The 15745-nt window shown below is 51.8% G+C and carries 15 protein-coding genes; 13 read left to right on the plus strand and 2 right to left on the minus strand.

The genetic code is table 11. The features are described from left to right. Window positions 1-30: 30 nt before the first annotated feature. From ACMHXH_RS18935 to recR, 8 genes are all read left to right on the plus strand, one after another. Window positions 31-867: a DUF692 domain-containing protein gene (locus tag ACMHXH_RS18935; protein ID WP_039033851.1), complete on the plus strand. Its 837-nt coding sequence runs from the start codon at window positions 31-33 to the stop codon at window positions 865-867. Then, window positions 867-1655: a DUF2063 domain-containing protein gene (locus ACMHXH_RS18940; RefSeq protein ID WP_052248029.1), complete on the plus strand. Its 789-nt coding sequence runs from the start codon at window positions 867-869 to the stop codon at window positions 1653-1655. The genes ACMHXH_RS18935 and ACMHXH_RS18940 overlap by 1 nt, the downstream gene beginning before the upstream one ends. A 652-nt stretch (window positions 1656-2307) precedes the next feature. Continuing rightward, entirely contained in the window at window positions 2308-2682 is a 375-nt protein-coding gene (locus tag ACMHXH_RS18945) for a YbaN family protein (protein WP_234501444.1), read from the plus strand. 87 nt (window positions 2683-2769) lie between these two features. Next, window positions 2770-3165, plus strand: coding sequence for a response regulator (locus tag ACMHXH_RS18950; protein WP_052248030.1), 396 nt, complete (start codon window positions 2770-2772; stop codon window positions 3163-3165). A gap of 95 nt (window positions 3166-3260) precedes the next feature. After that, the gene (apt, locus tag ACMHXH_RS18955; RefSeq protein WP_039033853.1) at window positions 3261-3812 is read left to right on the plus strand and encodes an adenine phosphoribosyltransferase; all 552 of its coding nucleotides are present in this window, start codon (window positions 3261-3263) and stop codon (window positions 3810-3812) included. A gap of 121 nt (window positions 3813-3933) precedes the next feature. After that, window positions 3934-6882, plus strand: a complete 2949-nt coding sequence (dnaX, locus tag ACMHXH_RS18960; RefSeq protein ID WP_335912035.1) for a DNA polymerase III subunit gamma/tau — start codon at window positions 3934-3936, stop codon at window positions 6880-6882. 130 nt (window positions 6883-7012) lie between these two features. Next, window positions 7013-7342: a YbaB/EbfC family nucleoid-associated protein gene (locus tag ACMHXH_RS18965; RefSeq protein ID WP_025011505.1), complete on the plus strand. Its 330-nt coding sequence runs from the start codon at window positions 7013-7015 to the stop codon at window positions 7340-7342. A 13-nt stretch (window positions 7343-7355) separates the two neighbouring features. Next, a complete protein-coding gene (gene recR, locus ACMHXH_RS18970; RefSeq protein WP_039033855.1) occupies window positions 7356-7955 on the plus strand; it encodes a recombination mediator RecR in 600 nt (199 codons plus the stop codon). Between the two features lie 41 nt (window positions 7956-7996). Here the strand turns inward: recR and ACMHXH_RS18975 are convergent, their stop codons facing one another. Both ACMHXH_RS18975 and ACMHXH_RS18980 read right to left on the minus strand, forming a co-directional pair. Further along, window positions 7997-8530, minus strand: coding sequence for an AraC family transcriptional regulator (locus ACMHXH_RS18975; protein ID WP_234501446.1), 534 nt, complete (start codon window positions 8528-8530; stop codon window positions 7997-7999). Between the two features lie 258 nt (window positions 8531-8788). Continuing rightward, on the minus strand, window positions 8789-9250 hold the full coding sequence (locus tag ACMHXH_RS18980; protein WP_144361134.1) for a carboxymuconolactone decarboxylase family protein: 462 nt from the start codon (window positions 9248-9250) through the stop codon (window positions 8789-8791). Window positions 9251-9492: 242 nt separating this feature from the next. Between ACMHXH_RS18980 and htpG the strand changes: the two genes are divergently transcribed. From htpG to ACMHXH_RS19005, 5 genes are all read left to right on the plus strand, one after another. Beyond that, complete coding sequence (gene htpG / locus ACMHXH_RS18985; RefSeq protein ID WP_226683873.1) at window positions 9493-11406, plus strand: molecular chaperone HtpG; 1914 nt, start codon at window positions 9493-9495, stop codon at window positions 11404-11406. Window positions 11407-11476: 70 nt separating this feature from the next. Beyond that, complete coding sequence (locus ACMHXH_RS18990; RefSeq protein ID WP_071476472.1) at window positions 11477-12322, plus strand: tetratricopeptide repeat protein; 846 nt, start codon at window positions 11477-11479, stop codon at window positions 12320-12322. Between the two features lie 187 nt (window positions 12323-12509). Continuing rightward, window positions 12510-13154 carry an adenylate kinase gene (gene adk, locus ACMHXH_RS18995; protein WP_039033860.1) on the plus strand — a complete coding sequence of 215 codons (645 nt, stop codon included), beginning with the start codon at window positions 12510-12512 and terminating at the stop codon, window positions 13152-13154. A gap of 112 nt (window positions 13155-13266) precedes the next feature. Continuing rightward, window positions 13267-14271 (plus strand): ferrochelatase, encoded by a 1005-nt coding sequence (gene hemH / locus ACMHXH_RS19000; protein WP_335912038.1) that lies wholly within the window; start codon window positions 13267-13269, stop codon window positions 14269-14271. 149 nt (window positions 14272-14420) lie between these two features. Next, window positions 14421-15725: an inosine/guanosine kinase gene (locus ACMHXH_RS19005; RefSeq protein WP_039033862.1), complete on the plus strand. Its 1305-nt coding sequence runs from the start codon at window positions 14421-14423 to the stop codon at window positions 15723-15725. Window positions 15726-15745 lie beyond the last annotated feature (20 nt).

Genomic DNA, 15745 nt, shown 5'->3' on the forward strand with positions numbered 1-15745 from the left:
CTGTCTGAAACCACAAGGCGGTAATTATTTATGAATAACAGTGTCGGTTTGGGGCTTAGGCGGGAGATGTTGGCTGAGTTTTGTCAGGCAGCTCCTAAAGAGGCCGACTTCTTTGAAGTGGCACCGGAAAACTGGATGCGTCTTGGCGGTAAGTTTGGCAAGCAGTTTCGACAATTGACCGAAAGGCATTCATTTTATTGCCATGGGCTCAGTCTTTCCATCGGAAGCCCGGATCCGCTGGACCTGGTGTTTATCAAGGAGATTAAGCGTTTCCTCGATTTGCATCAGATAGATGTTTATTCAGAGCACTTAAGTTATTGCTCCGCCGATGGGCATATGTACGATCTTATGCCAATCCCTTTTACCTACGAAGCAGTGCGGCATGTCAGTGCCAGGGTTAAACAGGTTGAAGCGATTCTGGAGCGGCCACTTATTCTGGAGAACGTGTCCTTTTATGCTGCGCCTGGCGCCGAGATGACCGAGCAAGAGTTTGTCTGCGCCGTGCTGGAAGAGGCTGATTGTCGTCTGCTACTTGATGTCAATAACATCTATGTCAACTCGGTTAATCATGGTTATGATCCCAAGGCTTTTCTGGCAGCTATGCCCAGTGAGCGCATCGCTTACCTGCATATCGCAGGTCATTATCAGCAGGATGAGGATCTGATTATCGATACCCATGGCGCCGATATTATCAATCCTGTCTGGCAACTACTGGCAGAGTGTTATCGATTGCACGGGGTACATCCTACCTTGCTGGAGCGGGACTTTAATATCCCTGAAACCCGAGTCTTGTGTCAGGAGTTGAAGCAGATAGGCTCGCTACAAGGGCAGGCCTTGGATGCTTTTGCACAAGAGAGGAGAGCTTAATGGCCCTGGCTCAATTACAACGGGCTTTTGTGGCCTATTTGCGGCAGGAAGATATGCCTTTGCCGGCCGGCACCGACGAACGACACATGCAGGTATATCGCGAGCTTTTGTTCAATAATGTCAACGGCTTTGTCTCCAATGCTTATCCGGTTCTCAAGTCGCTGCACACTGAAGCGCAGTGGTTGGCGTTGGTAAAGGATTTTTTTGCCCGTCATGAATGTCAAAGCCCGCTATTTATCGATATTGCCGCCGAGTTTCTCGACTATCTGTGTCGGGAACAGGCAAGTGCGTTGGATGCAATGCCTTTTATGCTGGAATTGGCACACTATGAACTCTTGGAACTGCAGGTATCCGTGGCCGAAGATGATTCAGCGCCTTGGCTCAAACAGGCTGACATTCAGGCGTTGGAGCAACTGGCTGCAAAACTGCAATTGGCCGCCACCGCCAAAGTGGCGCAATATCAGTTCGAAGTTGACAGAATTAGTCCAGATTTTCGCCCAAATACAGTATCGCCCCTGCCGGTATTTTTCTGCGTTTATCGTGACCTGGAAGAGGAAGTATGCTTTTTAAGGCTCAATCCGATGACGGCGCAGCTGCTGGCAAAATTGCAACAAACGCCATTGAGCTTTACCCGGTTACTTGCTTGGCTTACAGAGACATTTCCCTCATTTTCAGAGCAGCAGCTTTGTCAGGGCGCGGCCACAACTTTGGCTGAGTTGGCGGCGCTGGGTATTGTTCGCAAACAGCCTGCAGCCGCGATCCCTACCACAACTTTTTGTAAGGCATGAGTTTATTTTAGTTGTACCTGCCTTTTGCTGACATTGATGCCTGAAAGCGACATTAATACAAGGGATTGGCTAATCCCATTGAAAAAACATGGTTTTTATCGGCGTGATAAAGGGCTAGAATAGCCGGGTTTTGTGACTGAGGTCACTCCCACACTAGCCCTGGAAGTAGAGGAGCTGTCATGAGTCAGCCGTTTAAAGACCCATTCAATATTTTGTATTTTCTTGGTTTTATTCTGGTAATGCTGTTACCTACATTGCCGGCCAGCCTGTCTTGGCTGAAACACGCGGGATTGATCTGAAGCAGCAAAATACCATTTTTGCTACAATAGCCACCCTCAGCGGTGGCTTTTGTTTAGGGAAGGTGCGAACAGGTCCCATGTGTGCTCTGCGTCGGCTTACGGGCTTGGATGCAAGGCGTGGTTCGCCGCAAATGGCCCTAGTCCTTTGCAAGAAGCACAACACAGCAGGCAGGCCTGTAAGCCACGCCCTTCGGGGCTTTCACAGCAACCGGCTTTCTGCGTTATCCGACTTCGACAGGCCCCGGCATGTCTTCAGTCAGATGCCTTGAACGCCAATTGCTGTGCAAGCCAGAGCGCCACGAGGACTTATTCGCACCTTCCTTAGGCGCGACCGGTTTTCCAGAGGAAATTGGATGGTTATCAAAAGAGGCTTCTTTTTAGTTTTCGGGATCCTGAGTCTGGGCATGGGGTTGCTTGGCATCGTCTTACCTGTGTTGCCGACAGTTCCCTTTATTTTATTGGCCGCCTTCTGTTTCGCTCGTTCCAGTGAACGGCTACATGATTGGTTGCACAGCCATCCTTGGTTCGCCCAGCCTCTTGCCGATTGGCATTCCCGCAAAGCGATGCGTAAGGGATTAAAGCGAAAAGCCTTTTTGATCAGTGGTGCCAGTTTTGCCCTTAGTATTGCCTTGGTACCGCTTTGGTGGGTGAAACTCTTGCTGGCGGTATGTTGTATTAGTCTGTTGTTGTTCCTGTGGCAAATTCCTGAACTGGAAGACAGTGAGTGATCCTGTAGACAAAAATGTCGGCTCGTCGTGCTTTTGTCACTCAGTTGGGGTAGCCTTGGCGCGCCTTGAAACCACCAGGGAAATTTAATGAGTTTCAATATTTTGCTTGTTGATGATAATAACATCAGCCAACAGGCTTTGGCGGAATTGTTCCGGAGCCAAGGTTGGCGCTGTACGCTGGCGGCCAACGGTATGCAGGGGTTAGCTTGTGCCGAACGGCAAAGTTTCGATGCAGTGATCAGCGGATTTTTCATGCCTTTGCTTGACGGGCCGCATTTCATCCCGCTGCTCAGACAACTGGAAGGCTATGGCAGTTTGCCCATAGTAGTGCTCAGTACTCACACTCGAGAGGAAGTCGCTGCCAGTATGGATATGTCCCAGGTTAATGGCTTTTGGAGAAAACCATTGAACTGTGACACAAAGCAACAACTCCTGGATCACTTATCGACAGAGATTGTTGCATGGCGGATTAAAGCGGCTTAAGCTTTAGCCGGATTTTTGAAATGCAGTCCACCTCAGTGTGGACTTTTTTGTTGTAAAGAGCCGGGCCCAGTGTCTGGAAACGAAGTATTGAGACTATGGCAATGAACTCCGACAGCTTAAGCCTGATTAAGCAAAGCATTAAAACCATTCCGGATTATCCAAAAGCCGGGATCCTATTCCGTGATGTGACCAGTTTGCTCGAAGACCCGGTCGCCTATCAGTTAAGTATTCGCTTACTAGTGGATCATTATAAAGATCATGGTTTTACCAAGGTTGTCGGTACCGAAGCCCGAGGTTTTCTCTTTGGGGCTCCGCTGGCGCTGGAACTGGGATTGGGCTTTGTTCCTGTGCGTAAGCCTGGCAAATTGCCAAGAGAAACCATAGCCGAGAGCTATGAGTTGGAATATGGTCACGACACCTTGGAAATGCATGTTGATGCCATAGTGCCGGGTGACAAGGTATTGGTTATTGACGACCTGCTGGCAACCGGCGGCACCATTGAAGCCACGGTTAAGCTTATCCGACGTTTGGGAGGCGAGGCCAAACATGCAGCGTTTATCATTTCTCTGCCTGATCTGGGTGGTGAACAACGCCTGACCGAACATGGGCTTGAGTTAGTCAAACTGTGCGAGTTTGAAGGCGAATAAAAGCTCATCCCTGCCGCTTTGCGGGTCATCTCGGTAGCATGAAGCTATACCTCATGTTATTGTTTTACGATCCGCGGAGCTTGCTCCCGCAAAGATATTTTTATGGATTTTGGGGAGTTTCATGTCCTATCAGGTACTAGCCAGGAAATGGCGGCCTGCCAGTTTTGATCAGGTAGTCGGCCAATCACATGTATTGCATGCATTGACCAATGCCCTGGGTCAGCAACGACTGCACCATGCTTATCTGTTTACCGGTACCCGCGGCGTCGGCAAGACCAGTTTGGCGCGCCTGTTCGCTAAAGGGCTCAACTGTGAAACCGGGATCACCGCCAAGCCATGTGGCCAATGCAGTGCCTGTCAGGAAATTGCCCAGGGGCGTTTTGTCGACCTTATTGAAGTCGATGCCGCTTCCCGTACCAAGGTAGATGATACTCGCGAACTGCTTGACAATGTTCAGTATCGCCCGACCCGGGGGCGGTTCAAGGTTTACCTGATAGACGAAGTGCACATGCTATCCCGCAGCAGTTTTAATGCACTGCTCAAGACACTGGAAGAGCCCCCAGAGCACGTCAAATTCCTGCTGGCCACCACAGATCCGCAAAAGCTGCCGGTGACAGTGCTGTCCCGCTGCCTGCAATTTAACCTGAAGAGCCTGGATCAGACTGAGATGGCCGGCCAGTTGCAGCATATTTTGCAAAGCGAAGGCCTCAAGTTTGAAACCTCTGCGCTGACGCTTTTGGCGCGAGCCGCCAACGGCAGTATGCGTGACGCCCTGAGTCTGACCGATCAGGCCATCGCCTTTGGGGCCGGGCAAGTGATGCTGGAGCAGGTTCAAACCATGCTCGGCGCCATAGATGAGCGCCAGGTGCTGGCGCTGTTTGATGCGCTCCTTACAGGTGATATCGCCAAAATGATGCAGGAGGTGGCCAAGGTGCTGGCATTTGGCGCCGATGCCGCCGAAGTGCTACGTAGCCTGCTGGAGCTCTTGCATCAGATAACCCTGAGCCAGTTTGCGCCGGCGGCGGCTAATCTGTCGCTGTTTGGTCCTCAAATTACCCATTATGCTGAAAACCTCGCCCCCGAGCAGGTGCAGCTCTATTACCAGTTGCTGCTCAGTGGTCGCAAGGAGCTGCCTTATGCGCCGGACCCTAAGTCAGGGCTGGAGATGGCGTTACTCAGAGCCGTTGCCTTTGTGCCGGAAACGCCGCCCAAACGCTGGCAAAGGGGGGAAGTCGCCGATCTATCTGCCTTGGATAACAGCAATAGTGCAGCTGCAGTTGCAAGGGCGCCGAATCAAACTGTGGCAAGCAGTAACGCCGATGAGATAAAGCCTCAAGCCGCCTCTGCTCAATCTGTTACCAGCCATGCTGTCGAAGCGCAAGTCGAGAAGCCGCAAGCTGCCAAGATGCCAACACAGGTAAGCTCGGTGGCTGAGACGCAGCAGAGTGGCGTTGACTCGCAGACGGCTGCCGATAAGGGCGAAGATGCGGGTGAGCAGGCGTTATTGGCCGAACAAGCGCTGCTGTTATCCCAGGCCGGTAGCATGGGGTTTCGGAGTGAGGTCCCCGTGCCTTTGCAAGCTTCCCCTTCACAGATGAATTCGTCTGAAACAGGTGTGGTTGAAGCAAATGCGGTAGTTGAGTCAGTTAAAGTGATCGAGTCTCTGCCGGCAGAGCAAACGACTGCAGTTCAGCCTCACCAGCCTGTTTCACAAGCTGAAACCTCGGCTATTAACGATGAGCAGCAGTCCCAGGATGACTTCTACGCTGCCATGAGCTATTCACAACAAGGTGAAGCGCAGGATAGCAGCCTGGATTTTTATCAGCAGCAGATGTCGATGGACGGTCAGATGCCATCCGCTGCCGACAAGAGTGCCTCCGAAGTATCGCTGCCAAGTAAGCCATCAAGCGAGTCAGTGCCTGCCGATGCCAACATAGAATCTGCCAGCGATGACATCTTGGGTGATGATCTGCTCGATCAGGTGCTTGCCACCCGGGAGTTGCTGCTCAGCGATATAGAGGCGGCCAGCCCCAAGGACGGTGAAGAAAAAAAGCCTTTGCCGGAGCGCCGCAGCGCGGCCGCAGCTCCTGAGTCCGATGCTGTAGCGGCCACTCAGCCTGAAGCGGCAGTAGAATCAGAAAACAACCCTGAGCGGCATAATGGTCTTGAGCTGAGCAATAGCCCTGAGCCGAAAAACAGCCCTGAGCGGTTCAATAGCCCTGAGCCCTCCCAAGCAGAACCGCAAACTCCTGTCGCCGGGGAAATGCCTTTCGGATCTGGCCCAAGTCATGTTGCGGCGCTCAAGGAAGACAGGCCACCATGGGAAGATGCTCCAGAGGGTGCGATTGCAGCGGGTCGCGAGATGATGGAAGGCAGTGAAACGGTTCAAAATGCGGCTTTCCCACAAGCCGAACCTGAGTCTGTGCCTGAACCTGAGCCACAGAATACTGCGCCGCAGACAGTACAGGACGCTGTACCACAGACGATAGATGAGCCGGTACAAGAGCCTGCCAAAGCGATTGGGCAGCAGCCAAGTCTAAATATAGTGGCAAATGCCGAGGCTAAGCCCGCATCCGAACCGGGCTTAGCACCTCACCCAGGGGCCGCGGATGTCTTTGCCCATGCTCTGCCCAGCGGTCATCCACAGGATCTCTATTGGTATAAATTGATGTCCGCGCTGGATATAGGCGGCCGGGTACGGCAACTGGCGGTGAACTCAGTCTGTGAGAGGATAGCTGAACCGCTACCTTTGTTACTCAAGCCGGATCAGAAACACTTGGCGGCAGATTCGGCCATCAAACAGCTCGAAGAGGCGCTTTCCAAACTGTTTGGGAAACCTTGCCGCACCGAGATTGTCGTAGGAGTAGATGACCAACGGGAAACGCCGTTGGAAATTCGTCATCGTTTTCATCAGGAACTCCTGAGCGGAGCTCATGCTTCATTGATGAATGATGAAAATATTCAATGGCTTGTTAGTCATATGGGGGCCGAACTGGATCAGGATACTCTCGGCTACCCCCCTGAGCTGCTCAGTCAAAGGGCTAATTTGATTGCAGACAAGGCGCCCTAGGGCCGGTGGATGTTACCCGCTTCATAAGATTGCCGTTCAATGCGACTCTTGGATTGCCAAGCGGGTTTATTTCAGTAAGATTAGCCAACTTTGACCTGTTACTCACAACTTGAATTGAAGAGATAAAGCTATGTTTGGAAAAGGCGGTATGGGCAACCTGATGAAGCAAGCCCAGATGATGCAAGAAAAAATGGCCAAAATGCAGGAAGAGATCGCCCGCATGGAAGTCACAGGTGAGTCAGGCGCAGGCTTGGTGAAAGTCACCATGACCGGCAGCCACAATGTTCGCAAAGTCGAGATAGATCCCAGCCTGCTGGAAGACGACAAAGAGATGCTGGAAGATCTGATCGCCGCGGCCTGCAACGATGCAGCCCGTCGTGTTGAAGAAAACCAAAAGTCCAAGATGGCCGAAGTGACAGGTGGCATGCAGCTGCCTCCTGGCATGAAGATGCCATTCTGAGTCGGAATAACAGATGAAATTCAGCCCATTGGTTGATGAATTGATCCAGTCGCTGCGCTGTCTGCCCGGTGTCGGCCCTAAATCGGCACAGCGGATGGCGTTTCAACTGCTTGAGCGCGAGCGTAAAGCCGGACTCAAGTTGGCTGAAGCATTGGAGCGGGCCATGAAAGAGGTGGGGCATTGTCAGTCTTGCCGTACTTTCACTGAGGAAACGCTTTGTCCCATCTGCGCCAGTCCGCGGCGCGGCAATGCCGATACCATCTGCGTGGTTGAAACGCCGGCCGATGTATTGGCTATTGAAGCCGGTGGGCATTTCAGTGGCCGCTATTTTGTATTGCTGGGGCATCTATCACCGCTCGATGGTGTCGGACCCGAAGAGTTGGGACTGGCGCTACTGGAAGAACATCTTGCCAAAGGTGAGATTGCCGAGCTTATTCTGGCCACTAACCCGACAGTGGAAGGTGATGCTACCGCGCATTTTATTGCCGATATCGCCCATCGCTACCAGGTCAAGGTGAGCCGTATCGCTCATGGAGTCCCGGTAGGCGGTGAGCTGGAATATGTCGACAGCACCACTCTGGCATTGTCGTTCAATGGGCGATTGCCGCTCTGAAGTTTGCTTTAATGAGCCTTCTGTGAATATACCGGCCCCGCCTATGCGGGGCTATTTTTTGCCTGCAGAGCGTTGAATAAGTAGCGGCGGGCGTAATGTTTCGGCGTGATATTGGCCAAGGTACGAAATTCACGGGTCATATGTGCCTGATCGGCGAAGCCAAAGTCGGCTGCCAGTTCGGCCAGTGATGTTGATGGTGCCAGCCGGAGTTGTTCCATTGCCTGCTTGACCCGAATAACGCGTTGATAATATTTAGGGGTCATCCCCATCCAGCTCTGGAAGTGGCGTTCTATTTGACGTAATCCCAAAGTGGTTTCTTTGGCATGCTTGTGGTGTGTATGCCGGAGGACTTCCTGGACCCTTTGATGGCTTTCACTACGGCTGACGATATGTTGCCGAGTAAACTGATACATGGTGCGGATGCGGGGATAGTGGCCACTGCAGGCACAGAGCTGCAAATATAGTGGGCTAAGCAGAGTATGGATATCAGTTTCCCGCTCACTACGGACAGGGTTGTCGAAGCGTTTTCCCAGGCATTGATAGCCCATAGCTGGATGAAAGCGGATGCCTGCCATTTGGGTCCCCGGCGGCATGATGATGTTTTGGGAAGTCTGGCTAGTAGGCAACAAAATAATCCCCGGAGGATGCCATATCCCATCAAAAAACACCTCTGGGCCAAAATTGAACAGGATACCGCTGCCGGCGTCGCCCAGCAGTAATCGAACAATCGGCTCCCTATGCCTTGTCGATACGCCAACAGACCATATAGCTTGAATATCTGCTGCGATATTGCCTTTGGGGGAAAATAGTTTTAAGTCCATACGCAACCTGAATCACTTGGGCTGGTAATTGCCGACCTCGGGTTTAAATACTTTAACGATACGGTTCCAACTATTGATGGCATTGATGGCTATGGTCAAATCTGTCATCGCCTGAGGGCCGAAACAATCCAGCACCTGTTGGTACTCTTCATCGCTGACACCCAAACCTGCGGTCAGTTGCTCGGCCCAACCGAGGGCAATACCTTCCGCAGTGCTGTAAATAGGCATGTCCCGCCAGGCATTGAGACCAAAAATTCGTTCGGCTTTTTCACCATACTTCAGCGCGTCTTTACTGTGCATGTCAATACAAAAGGCGCATTGATTAATCTGTGAGACTCTGAGTTTGACCAGTTCCCAGATGGTTATAGACATGGTCTTCGATGAACTGAATTGGTGGTGGAAGTAGCGTTCCTGTTGGTATAGAAGTTCCAAGGCTTGTGGCGCAGCATTAGCATAGTTGAGTCGTTTCATCATGATATCTCCTGAGAGGGGTTTCCAGACGATAACCGGACAAAGCGGACAAAGATTGCATATTTTCGACACAGATGGAAAACGGCAATTGGTGCTGGACTATTTTCAGAGTTCACTTCGGGCTATTTTTTCTGCGGCTGTTATCGGTCTGTGTCATCCCGCCCTTGAATTTGAAAATCGCATCCCCATTTAATTAAACAACTCAAGTTGGTTTAACCTATTGCGATAAACAAGGGAAGCTATTCATGTCACATCAAGAAACTCATGGTTTTCAAACTGAAGTCAAACAACTTTTGCATTTGATGATCCACTCTTTGTACTCCAACAAGGAGATTTTCTTGCGTGAATTGGTATCCAATGCCGCCGATGCCGCCGACAAACTGCGTTATCTGGCGCTTACCAACGACGCGCTTTATGAAGGTGATGGCGAGCTCAGGGTACGTATCAGTACCGATAAGGAAAAGGGCACTATTACCATTGAAGACAATGGTATAGGTATGACCCGTGACGGCGTTATCGAGCATTTGGGTACCATTGCCAAGTCAGGCACGTCAGAATTCTTCAAAAACCTCTCCGGCGATGCCGCCAAAGACTCGCAGTTGATTGGCCAGTTCGGTGTGGGTTTCTACTCGGCCTTTATTGTGGCCGACAAGGTAACGGTAAGAACTCGCGCTGCCGGTCACAAGGCCGATGAGGGCGTGCAATGGCAGTCTGCCGGTGAAGGCGACTTTACCGTTGAAAACATAGTTAAAGAGAGCCGCGGTACCGAGATTACTTTGCATCTGCGCGAAGAGGAAAAAGAGTTTGCCGATGACTGGCGTTTGCGCTCTATCATCACCAAGTACTCAGATCATATCTCCATTCCGGTAGAGATGTGGCAGGAAGGTTCGCCCGAGTCCGAAGGCCCGGATGGTGAAAAAATTCCGGCGACTGAAGGTCAATGGCAAGTGATGAACAAGGCCACCGCGCTTTGGACCCGCAACAAGTCTGAGATTTCCGATGAAGAATATCGGGAGTTTTACAAGCATATCTCCCATGACTTCAGCGATCCTCTGCTGTGGAGTCACAACCGGGTTGAAGGTAAGCAGGAATACACCAGCTTGCTGTACATTCCTTCCAAGGCGCCTTGGGACCTTTGGAACCGGGATCGCAAGCAGGGTCTGCAACTCTTTGTTCAGCGCGTATTTATCATGGATGACGCCGAGCAGTTTATGCCTTCTTACCTGCGTTTCGTCAAAGGTCTTATCGACTCCAACGATCTGCCGCTGAACGTCTCCCGGGAGATACTGCAGGACAACAAGGTGACCCAAGCCATGCGCACGGCCATTACCAAGCGGGTGCTGGGCATGTTGGAGAAACTGGCTAAAGACGACAGCGACAAGTACCAGCAGTTCTGGGCTGAGTTCGGCCAGGTACTGAAAGAGGGCCCGGCAGAGGATTGGAGCAACCGCGAGCGTGTGGCCGGCTTGCTGCGTTTTGCCTCGACCCACAATGACACTGCGGCGCAAACTGTATCGCTGGATGATTACATCGGCCGCATGAAGGAAGGTCAGAGCAAGATTTACTATATTGTTGCCGACAGCTATGAGGCGGCGGCCCACAGTCCGCATCTGGAGCTGCTGCGTAAGAAGGGCATCGAAGTGCTGTTGATGTCTGACCGCATCGACGAGTGGCTCATCAACCACCTGACAGAGTACAAGGAAAAGGCGCTGCACTCTGTGACTCGCGGCGAGCTGGATCTCGGTGAGCTGGAAGATGAGAATGAAAAGGCCGAACAGGAAAAACTGGCGGCCGAATCCGAGTCTTTGCTCAAGCGTATCAAAGAGGCGCTGGGTGATAAGGTCAAGGATGTACGGGTGACCACGCGTTTGACCGACACTCCAGCCTGTGTGGTGGCCGGTGAAGGCGAGATGTCGAGCCAGATGATCAAGCTGATGCAGGCCGCCGGCCAACAGGTGCCGGAAGTCAAACCAACATTTGAGCTGAACCCGACGCACCCGCTGGTGGCCAGACTCAATGACGAGACAGATGAAAGCCGCTTTACTGACTGGAGTAACCTGTTGTTGCAACAGGCAATGCTGTCAGAAAAGGGCAGCCTGGCTGACCCATCTGAGTTTATCCGCTTGATGAACCAGATGTTGCTTGCCAACCTTAAGTAAGCCAATCAAAAAAGGGCCTTTATGGCCCTTTTTTACTCGGGTATAGCCCGACCATCCAACAAGGATTGCTATGGAAACACGTATCGAACTGACCCGCGACAACATTCAACAGGTGGTGGAAGCCTCGAAACAACAGTTGGTCGCGTTGGTCTTCTGGGCGCAGCAAAGCCCGGAGAGTCTGGGGCTACTCGGCACCATGGAAACATTGGCAAACCGTTATCAGGGGCAACTGCTGCTGGCGGCCGTCAACTGCGAAACTGAAATGGAAATCGCCTCCTATTTCCAGATCCAGAGCTTGCCGACCACTTTGTTGCTCAGTCAGGGCCAGCCGGTTGATGGCTTTGCCGGGGTGCAGGACGAGTCGCAAATTCAGGCCATGCTGGATAAACATCTGCCTGCCGCCTGGGAGCTGAAACTTGCTGACGCCAGAGAATTACTCGCCGGAGGCGATGCCGCCGCAGCCCTGGTGTTGCTGAAGGAGGCCTATGGCGAGCACAATGGCGCCGAGGTGGCTTTGCCTTATGCTGATGCATGCCTGTTAAGCGGTGATATTGCCGCTGCCAAAAGCCTGCTTGCCGGCATCAAGCTTGAAGATCAGGATGCTTATTACGCCAGTTTGCAGGCCAAACTCAAGTTGGCGGAAGAGGCGGCTGATACGCCGGAAATCCGTTCTTTACAACAAGCGCTCGAAGCAGCTCCGGGAGACCTGGGTTTACTTGGCAAGCTGGCAACGGCATTGCATCAGGCGCACAGGGATGAAGAGGCCCTTGAGTTGCTTTTTGCTCAACTGCAGCAAGATCTCAACGCCGGTAATGGTGAATTGAAACAGCAGTTTCTGACGATACTTTCAGCCCTTGGTCAGGGGAATACACTGGCGAGCAGCTATCGTCGCAAGCTTTATAGTTTACTCTACTGATAGAGTTAAGCTTGGCAGGCCAAGCCTCTGCCTGAGCGGTTTTGACCGCTTTTAACAGGTCAGAGCTGTCAGGTTTTTTTGGCGTTTCTGTGGCTAAAGTCGAAGCCAAAGGCCTTCTCATGGGCGGCCAGATGTGCGAAGATCGCCGCCCTAACAAGAATATCAATGCGAAAAGAGGACTCTTGATATGCGCATTATCCTATTGGGCGCCCCTGGTGCCGGTAAAGGTACCCAGGCTCAGTTCATCATGGAAAAGTATGGCATTCCACAGATCTCAACCGGCGATATGCTGCGTGCAGCCGTAAAGGCCGGTACGCCTTTGGGACTGGAAGCCAAGAAGGTGATGGACGCCGGACAATTGGTTTCAGATGAGCTGATCATAGGTCTGGTTAAAGAGCGCATTACTCAGGACGACTGCGCCAAGGGATTCCTGCTGGATGGTTTCCCACGCACTATTCCACAAGCTGATGCCATGGTGGCTAACGGTATCCATGTTGATCATGTGATTGAGATTGATGTACCGGACGAAGAAATCGTTAAACGTATGAGCGGTCGCCGGGTGCATCCTGGTTCTGGCCGGGTTTACCATGTGGTCTTCAATCCGCCAAAAGAAGACGGCAAGGATGATGTAACAGGTGAAGAACTGGTTATCCGCCCGGATGATGAAGAGAGCACAGTACGCAAGCGCCTGGGCATCTATCACGAACAGACCATGCCGCTGGTGGATTACTATGGTGCCATGGCGGCCAAGGGTGATACCAAGTACAGTAAATTCGACGGTACCCAAAGCGTTGCTTCCGTCAGCGAAGCCATTGTGAAGGCGCTGGGCTGATTAATTATCAGAACCGGTTCTCATAATCGAAAAAAGCCCGCAATTGCGGGCTTTTTTTATGGTTTTAGCGGTGTTAACTTGGCGCCATCTCTCTCGGAACAGGAATAATACAGTGCAGGATACCCGTCCTCCATTCGGTGTGCTTTTGGTTAACTTGGGTACTCCCGCTGCGCCAACCAAAGCGGCAGTACGTACTTTTTTGAAACAGTTCCTCAGCGATCAACGTGTGGTGGATCTGTCCCCTTGGCTGTGGCAACCCCTGTTACAAGGTATTATTCTCAATACCCGTCCGGCGAAAGTCGCCAAGTTGTATCAATCTATTTGGCAGGCGGAAGGATCACCTTTAATGGTGGTCAGTAAACAGCAGAGACAAGCTCTGGCAGATTTGCTTCGGGAGCAAGTTGGCTGTCATATTCCTGTTGAGCTGGGGATGAGCTATGGCTGCCCATCTTTGAGTGATGGCCTAACGGCATTGAAAGATGCCGGTGTTGATAAGGTTTTGGTGTTGCCTCTTTATCCTCAATATTCCTGCTCCACTGTGGCCAGTGTGTTTGATGGTGTTGCCGCGGCGTTGAAAATGGAGCGTAATCTGCCTGAACTGAGGTTTGTGCGCGATTACCACGACAAGCCAGGTTATATTCAGGCCCTGGCCGATAGTGTTCGTACCCATTGGCAGCGAGAAGGGCGGGGACAAAGGCTGCTGATGTCGTTTCATGGGGTGCCCGAGCGTTACATTAAGGAGGGGGATCCTTATCGTAGTCAATGTGAAACCACGGCTAAGTTGTTGGCCACCGAGCTTGGCCTGGGGGAAGGTGAATGGCAGCTGTGCTTCCAATCCCGTTTTGGCAAGGAGCCTTGGCTAACGCCCTATACCGATGAGCTGCTCGAATCTTTGCCGGGACAGGGGGTTCATTCGGTCGATATTATGAGTCCCGCCTTTGCCGCCGACTGCCTGGAAACACTGGAAGAGATAGCTCAAGGAGGCCGCGAAAGCTTTCTTGAAGCCGGTGGGAAACAATATCAATTTATCCCTTGTCTCAATGCGCAATCGGCTCATATGTGTTTTTTGGCCGAGTTGGTGAAGTTTCACACTGAAAATTGGTATCAAGCCCGTTAGCGTACACTGGTGTGGCGGTGGATTTGTGATAGAATCTGCCGCCATTTAAAGTGGTCGCTGGCAGCTCCGTCAGCCTGACTTAAGATCATTATCAGGAAAGTGTACCCAAACGGTACACTACTCAGGGACGATGAAAATGAGAGCCCAATATGAAATTTCCCGGTCAGCGTAAATCCAAACACTATTTTCCGGTCAAAACCCGTGATCCTTTGCTGGCGCAGTTGACTCAGCAGCCACAACCTTTCAGTACCTGGATTTCAGGTATAGATCAAACTTTGGTGGATATCGAAGCCAAGGTCGAAGATGAACTGCTGCAGCGTTACAACTTACCCAAAGGCAACTCGACTCTGATTGATGATGCCAGTGCCCACCAGCTGTATCATGAGCTCAAAAGCCGTGAGTTGGTCAGCGATGAGTTTGCCGGCGGCACTATCGGTAATACCATTCACAACTACTCAATTCTGGCCGATGACAGATCTGTGCTCTTTGGTGTGATGAGCAAGCATATTGAAGTAGGTAGTTATGCCTACCGCTATTTGTGCAACACTTCGTCCAAGGTGGATCTTAACTACTTACAGCCGGTTGAAGGTCCGATAGGTCGCTGCTTTACCCTGATCTCCGATGACGGTGAGCGTACTTTTGCCATCAGCAAGGGCTCAATGGACAAGTTAAGCCCGGAGTTTATCGATAAAGAAGTGATCCAGGGCAGTTCTGCTTTGGTGTTGACCGCTTATCTGATGCGGGCCAGTGATGGCGATCAGATAGGTGAAGCGGCGCTGACAGCCATTCGCTACGCCCAGGAAGCCGAAGTACCTGTGGTACTGACCTTGGGAACCCGTTTCCTGATTGCCGAAGATCCCAAATGGTGGCAGGATTTTATTCGCCAACATGTGACTGTGCTGGCAATGAATGAAGATGAAGGTGAGGCGTTGACCGGATTTGCCGATCCTTTACTGGCCAGTGAAGCGGCACTTGAATGGTGTGACATGGTGTTGACGACTGCGGGTGCTTCGGGACTTTACACCGCAGGTTATACCGATGACGCCGAGAAACGCGAGACGGCCCATACTCTGCTGCCCGGCGCTATTCCTGAATTCAATCGTTATGAGTTCTCCCGTCCGAAATTGAAAAATGATTGTGATAAACCCATCAAGGTATATGCCCATATTTCGCCTTACATGGGCGGGCCGGAGAAAATTCACAATACCAACGGCGCCGGTGATGGTGCTCTGTCTGCACTCCTGCATGACTTGGCAGCCAATACTTTCCACAAGACCAATGTACCGGGCTCCAGTAAGCATAAGCGCGATGGCTTGTGTTATTCCTCATTTTCACAGATCTGTAAGTATGCCAACCGGGTCGCTTATGAAGTGTTGGCTCAGCATAGTCCGCGCCTATCAAGGGGGTTACCCGAGCGGGAAGATAGCCTGGAAGAAGCCTACTGGGAGCGTTAAGTTTGGCTCCGCTTATCTCG

The sequence above is a fragment of the Shewanella sp. BJSY2023SW001 genome (assembly GCF_047314685.1).
Taxonomy (GTDB): Bacteria; Pseudomonadota; Gammaproteobacteria; order Enterobacterales; family Shewanellaceae; genus Shewanella; species Shewanella indica.

What these genes read in the sequence shown, in the direction of transcription:
- adk (WP_039033860.1), top strand. Translation starts at nt 12,510, where the DNA reads ATGCGCATTATCCTATTGGGCGCCCCTGGTGCCGGTAAAGGTACCCAG.
- ACMHXH_RS18950 (WP_052248030.1), top strand. Translation starts at nt 2,770, where the DNA reads ATGAGTTTCAATATTTTGCTTGTTGATGATAATAACATCAGCCAACAG.
- htpG (WP_226683873.1), top strand. Translation starts at nt 9,493, where the DNA reads ATGTCACATCAAGAAACTCATGGTTTTCAAACTGAAGTCAAACAACTT.
- ACMHXH_RS18935 (WP_039033851.1), top strand. Translation starts at nt 31, where the DNA reads ATGAATAACAGTGTCGGTTTGGGGCTTAGGCGGGAGATGTTGGCTGAG.
- ACMHXH_RS18940 (WP_052248029.1), top strand. Translation starts at nt 867, where the DNA reads ATGGCCCTGGCTCAATTACAACGGGCTTTTGTGGCCTATTTGCGGCAG.
- apt (WP_039033853.1), top strand. Translation starts at nt 3,261, where the DNA reads ATGGCAATGAACTCCGACAGCTTAAGCCTGATTAAGCAAAGCATTAAA.
- ACMHXH_RS18965 (WP_025011505.1), top strand. Translation starts at nt 7,013, where the DNA reads ATGTTTGGAAAAGGCGGTATGGGCAACCTGATGAAGCAAGCCCAGATG.
- ACMHXH_RS18975 (WP_234501446.1), bottom strand. Translation starts at nt 8,530, where the DNA reads ATGGCAGGCATCCGCTTTCATCCAGCTATGGGCTATCAATGCCTGGGA.
- dnaX (WP_335912035.1), top strand. Translation starts at nt 3,934, where the DNA reads ATGTCCTATCAGGTACTAGCCAGGAAATGGCGGCCTGCCAGTTTTGAT.
- ACMHXH_RS18945 (WP_234501444.1), top strand. Translation starts at nt 2,308, where the DNA reads ATGGTTATCAAAAGAGGCTTCTTTTTAGTTTTCGGGATCCTGAGTCTG.
- ACMHXH_RS19005 (WP_039033862.1), top strand. Translation starts at nt 14,421, where the DNA reads ATGAAATTTCCCGGTCAGCGTAAATCCAAACACTATTTTCCGGTCAAA.
- recR (WP_039033855.1), top strand. Translation starts at nt 7,356, where the DNA reads ATGAAATTCAGCCCATTGGTTGATGAATTGATCCAGTCGCTGCGCTGT.
- ACMHXH_RS18980 (WP_144361134.1), bottom strand. Translation starts at nt 9,250, where the DNA reads ATGATGAAACGACTCAACTATGCTAATGCTGCGCCACAAGCCTTGGAA.
- ACMHXH_RS18990 (WP_071476472.1), top strand. Translation starts at nt 11,477, where the DNA reads ATGGAAACACGTATCGAACTGACCCGCGACAACATTCAACAGGTGGTG.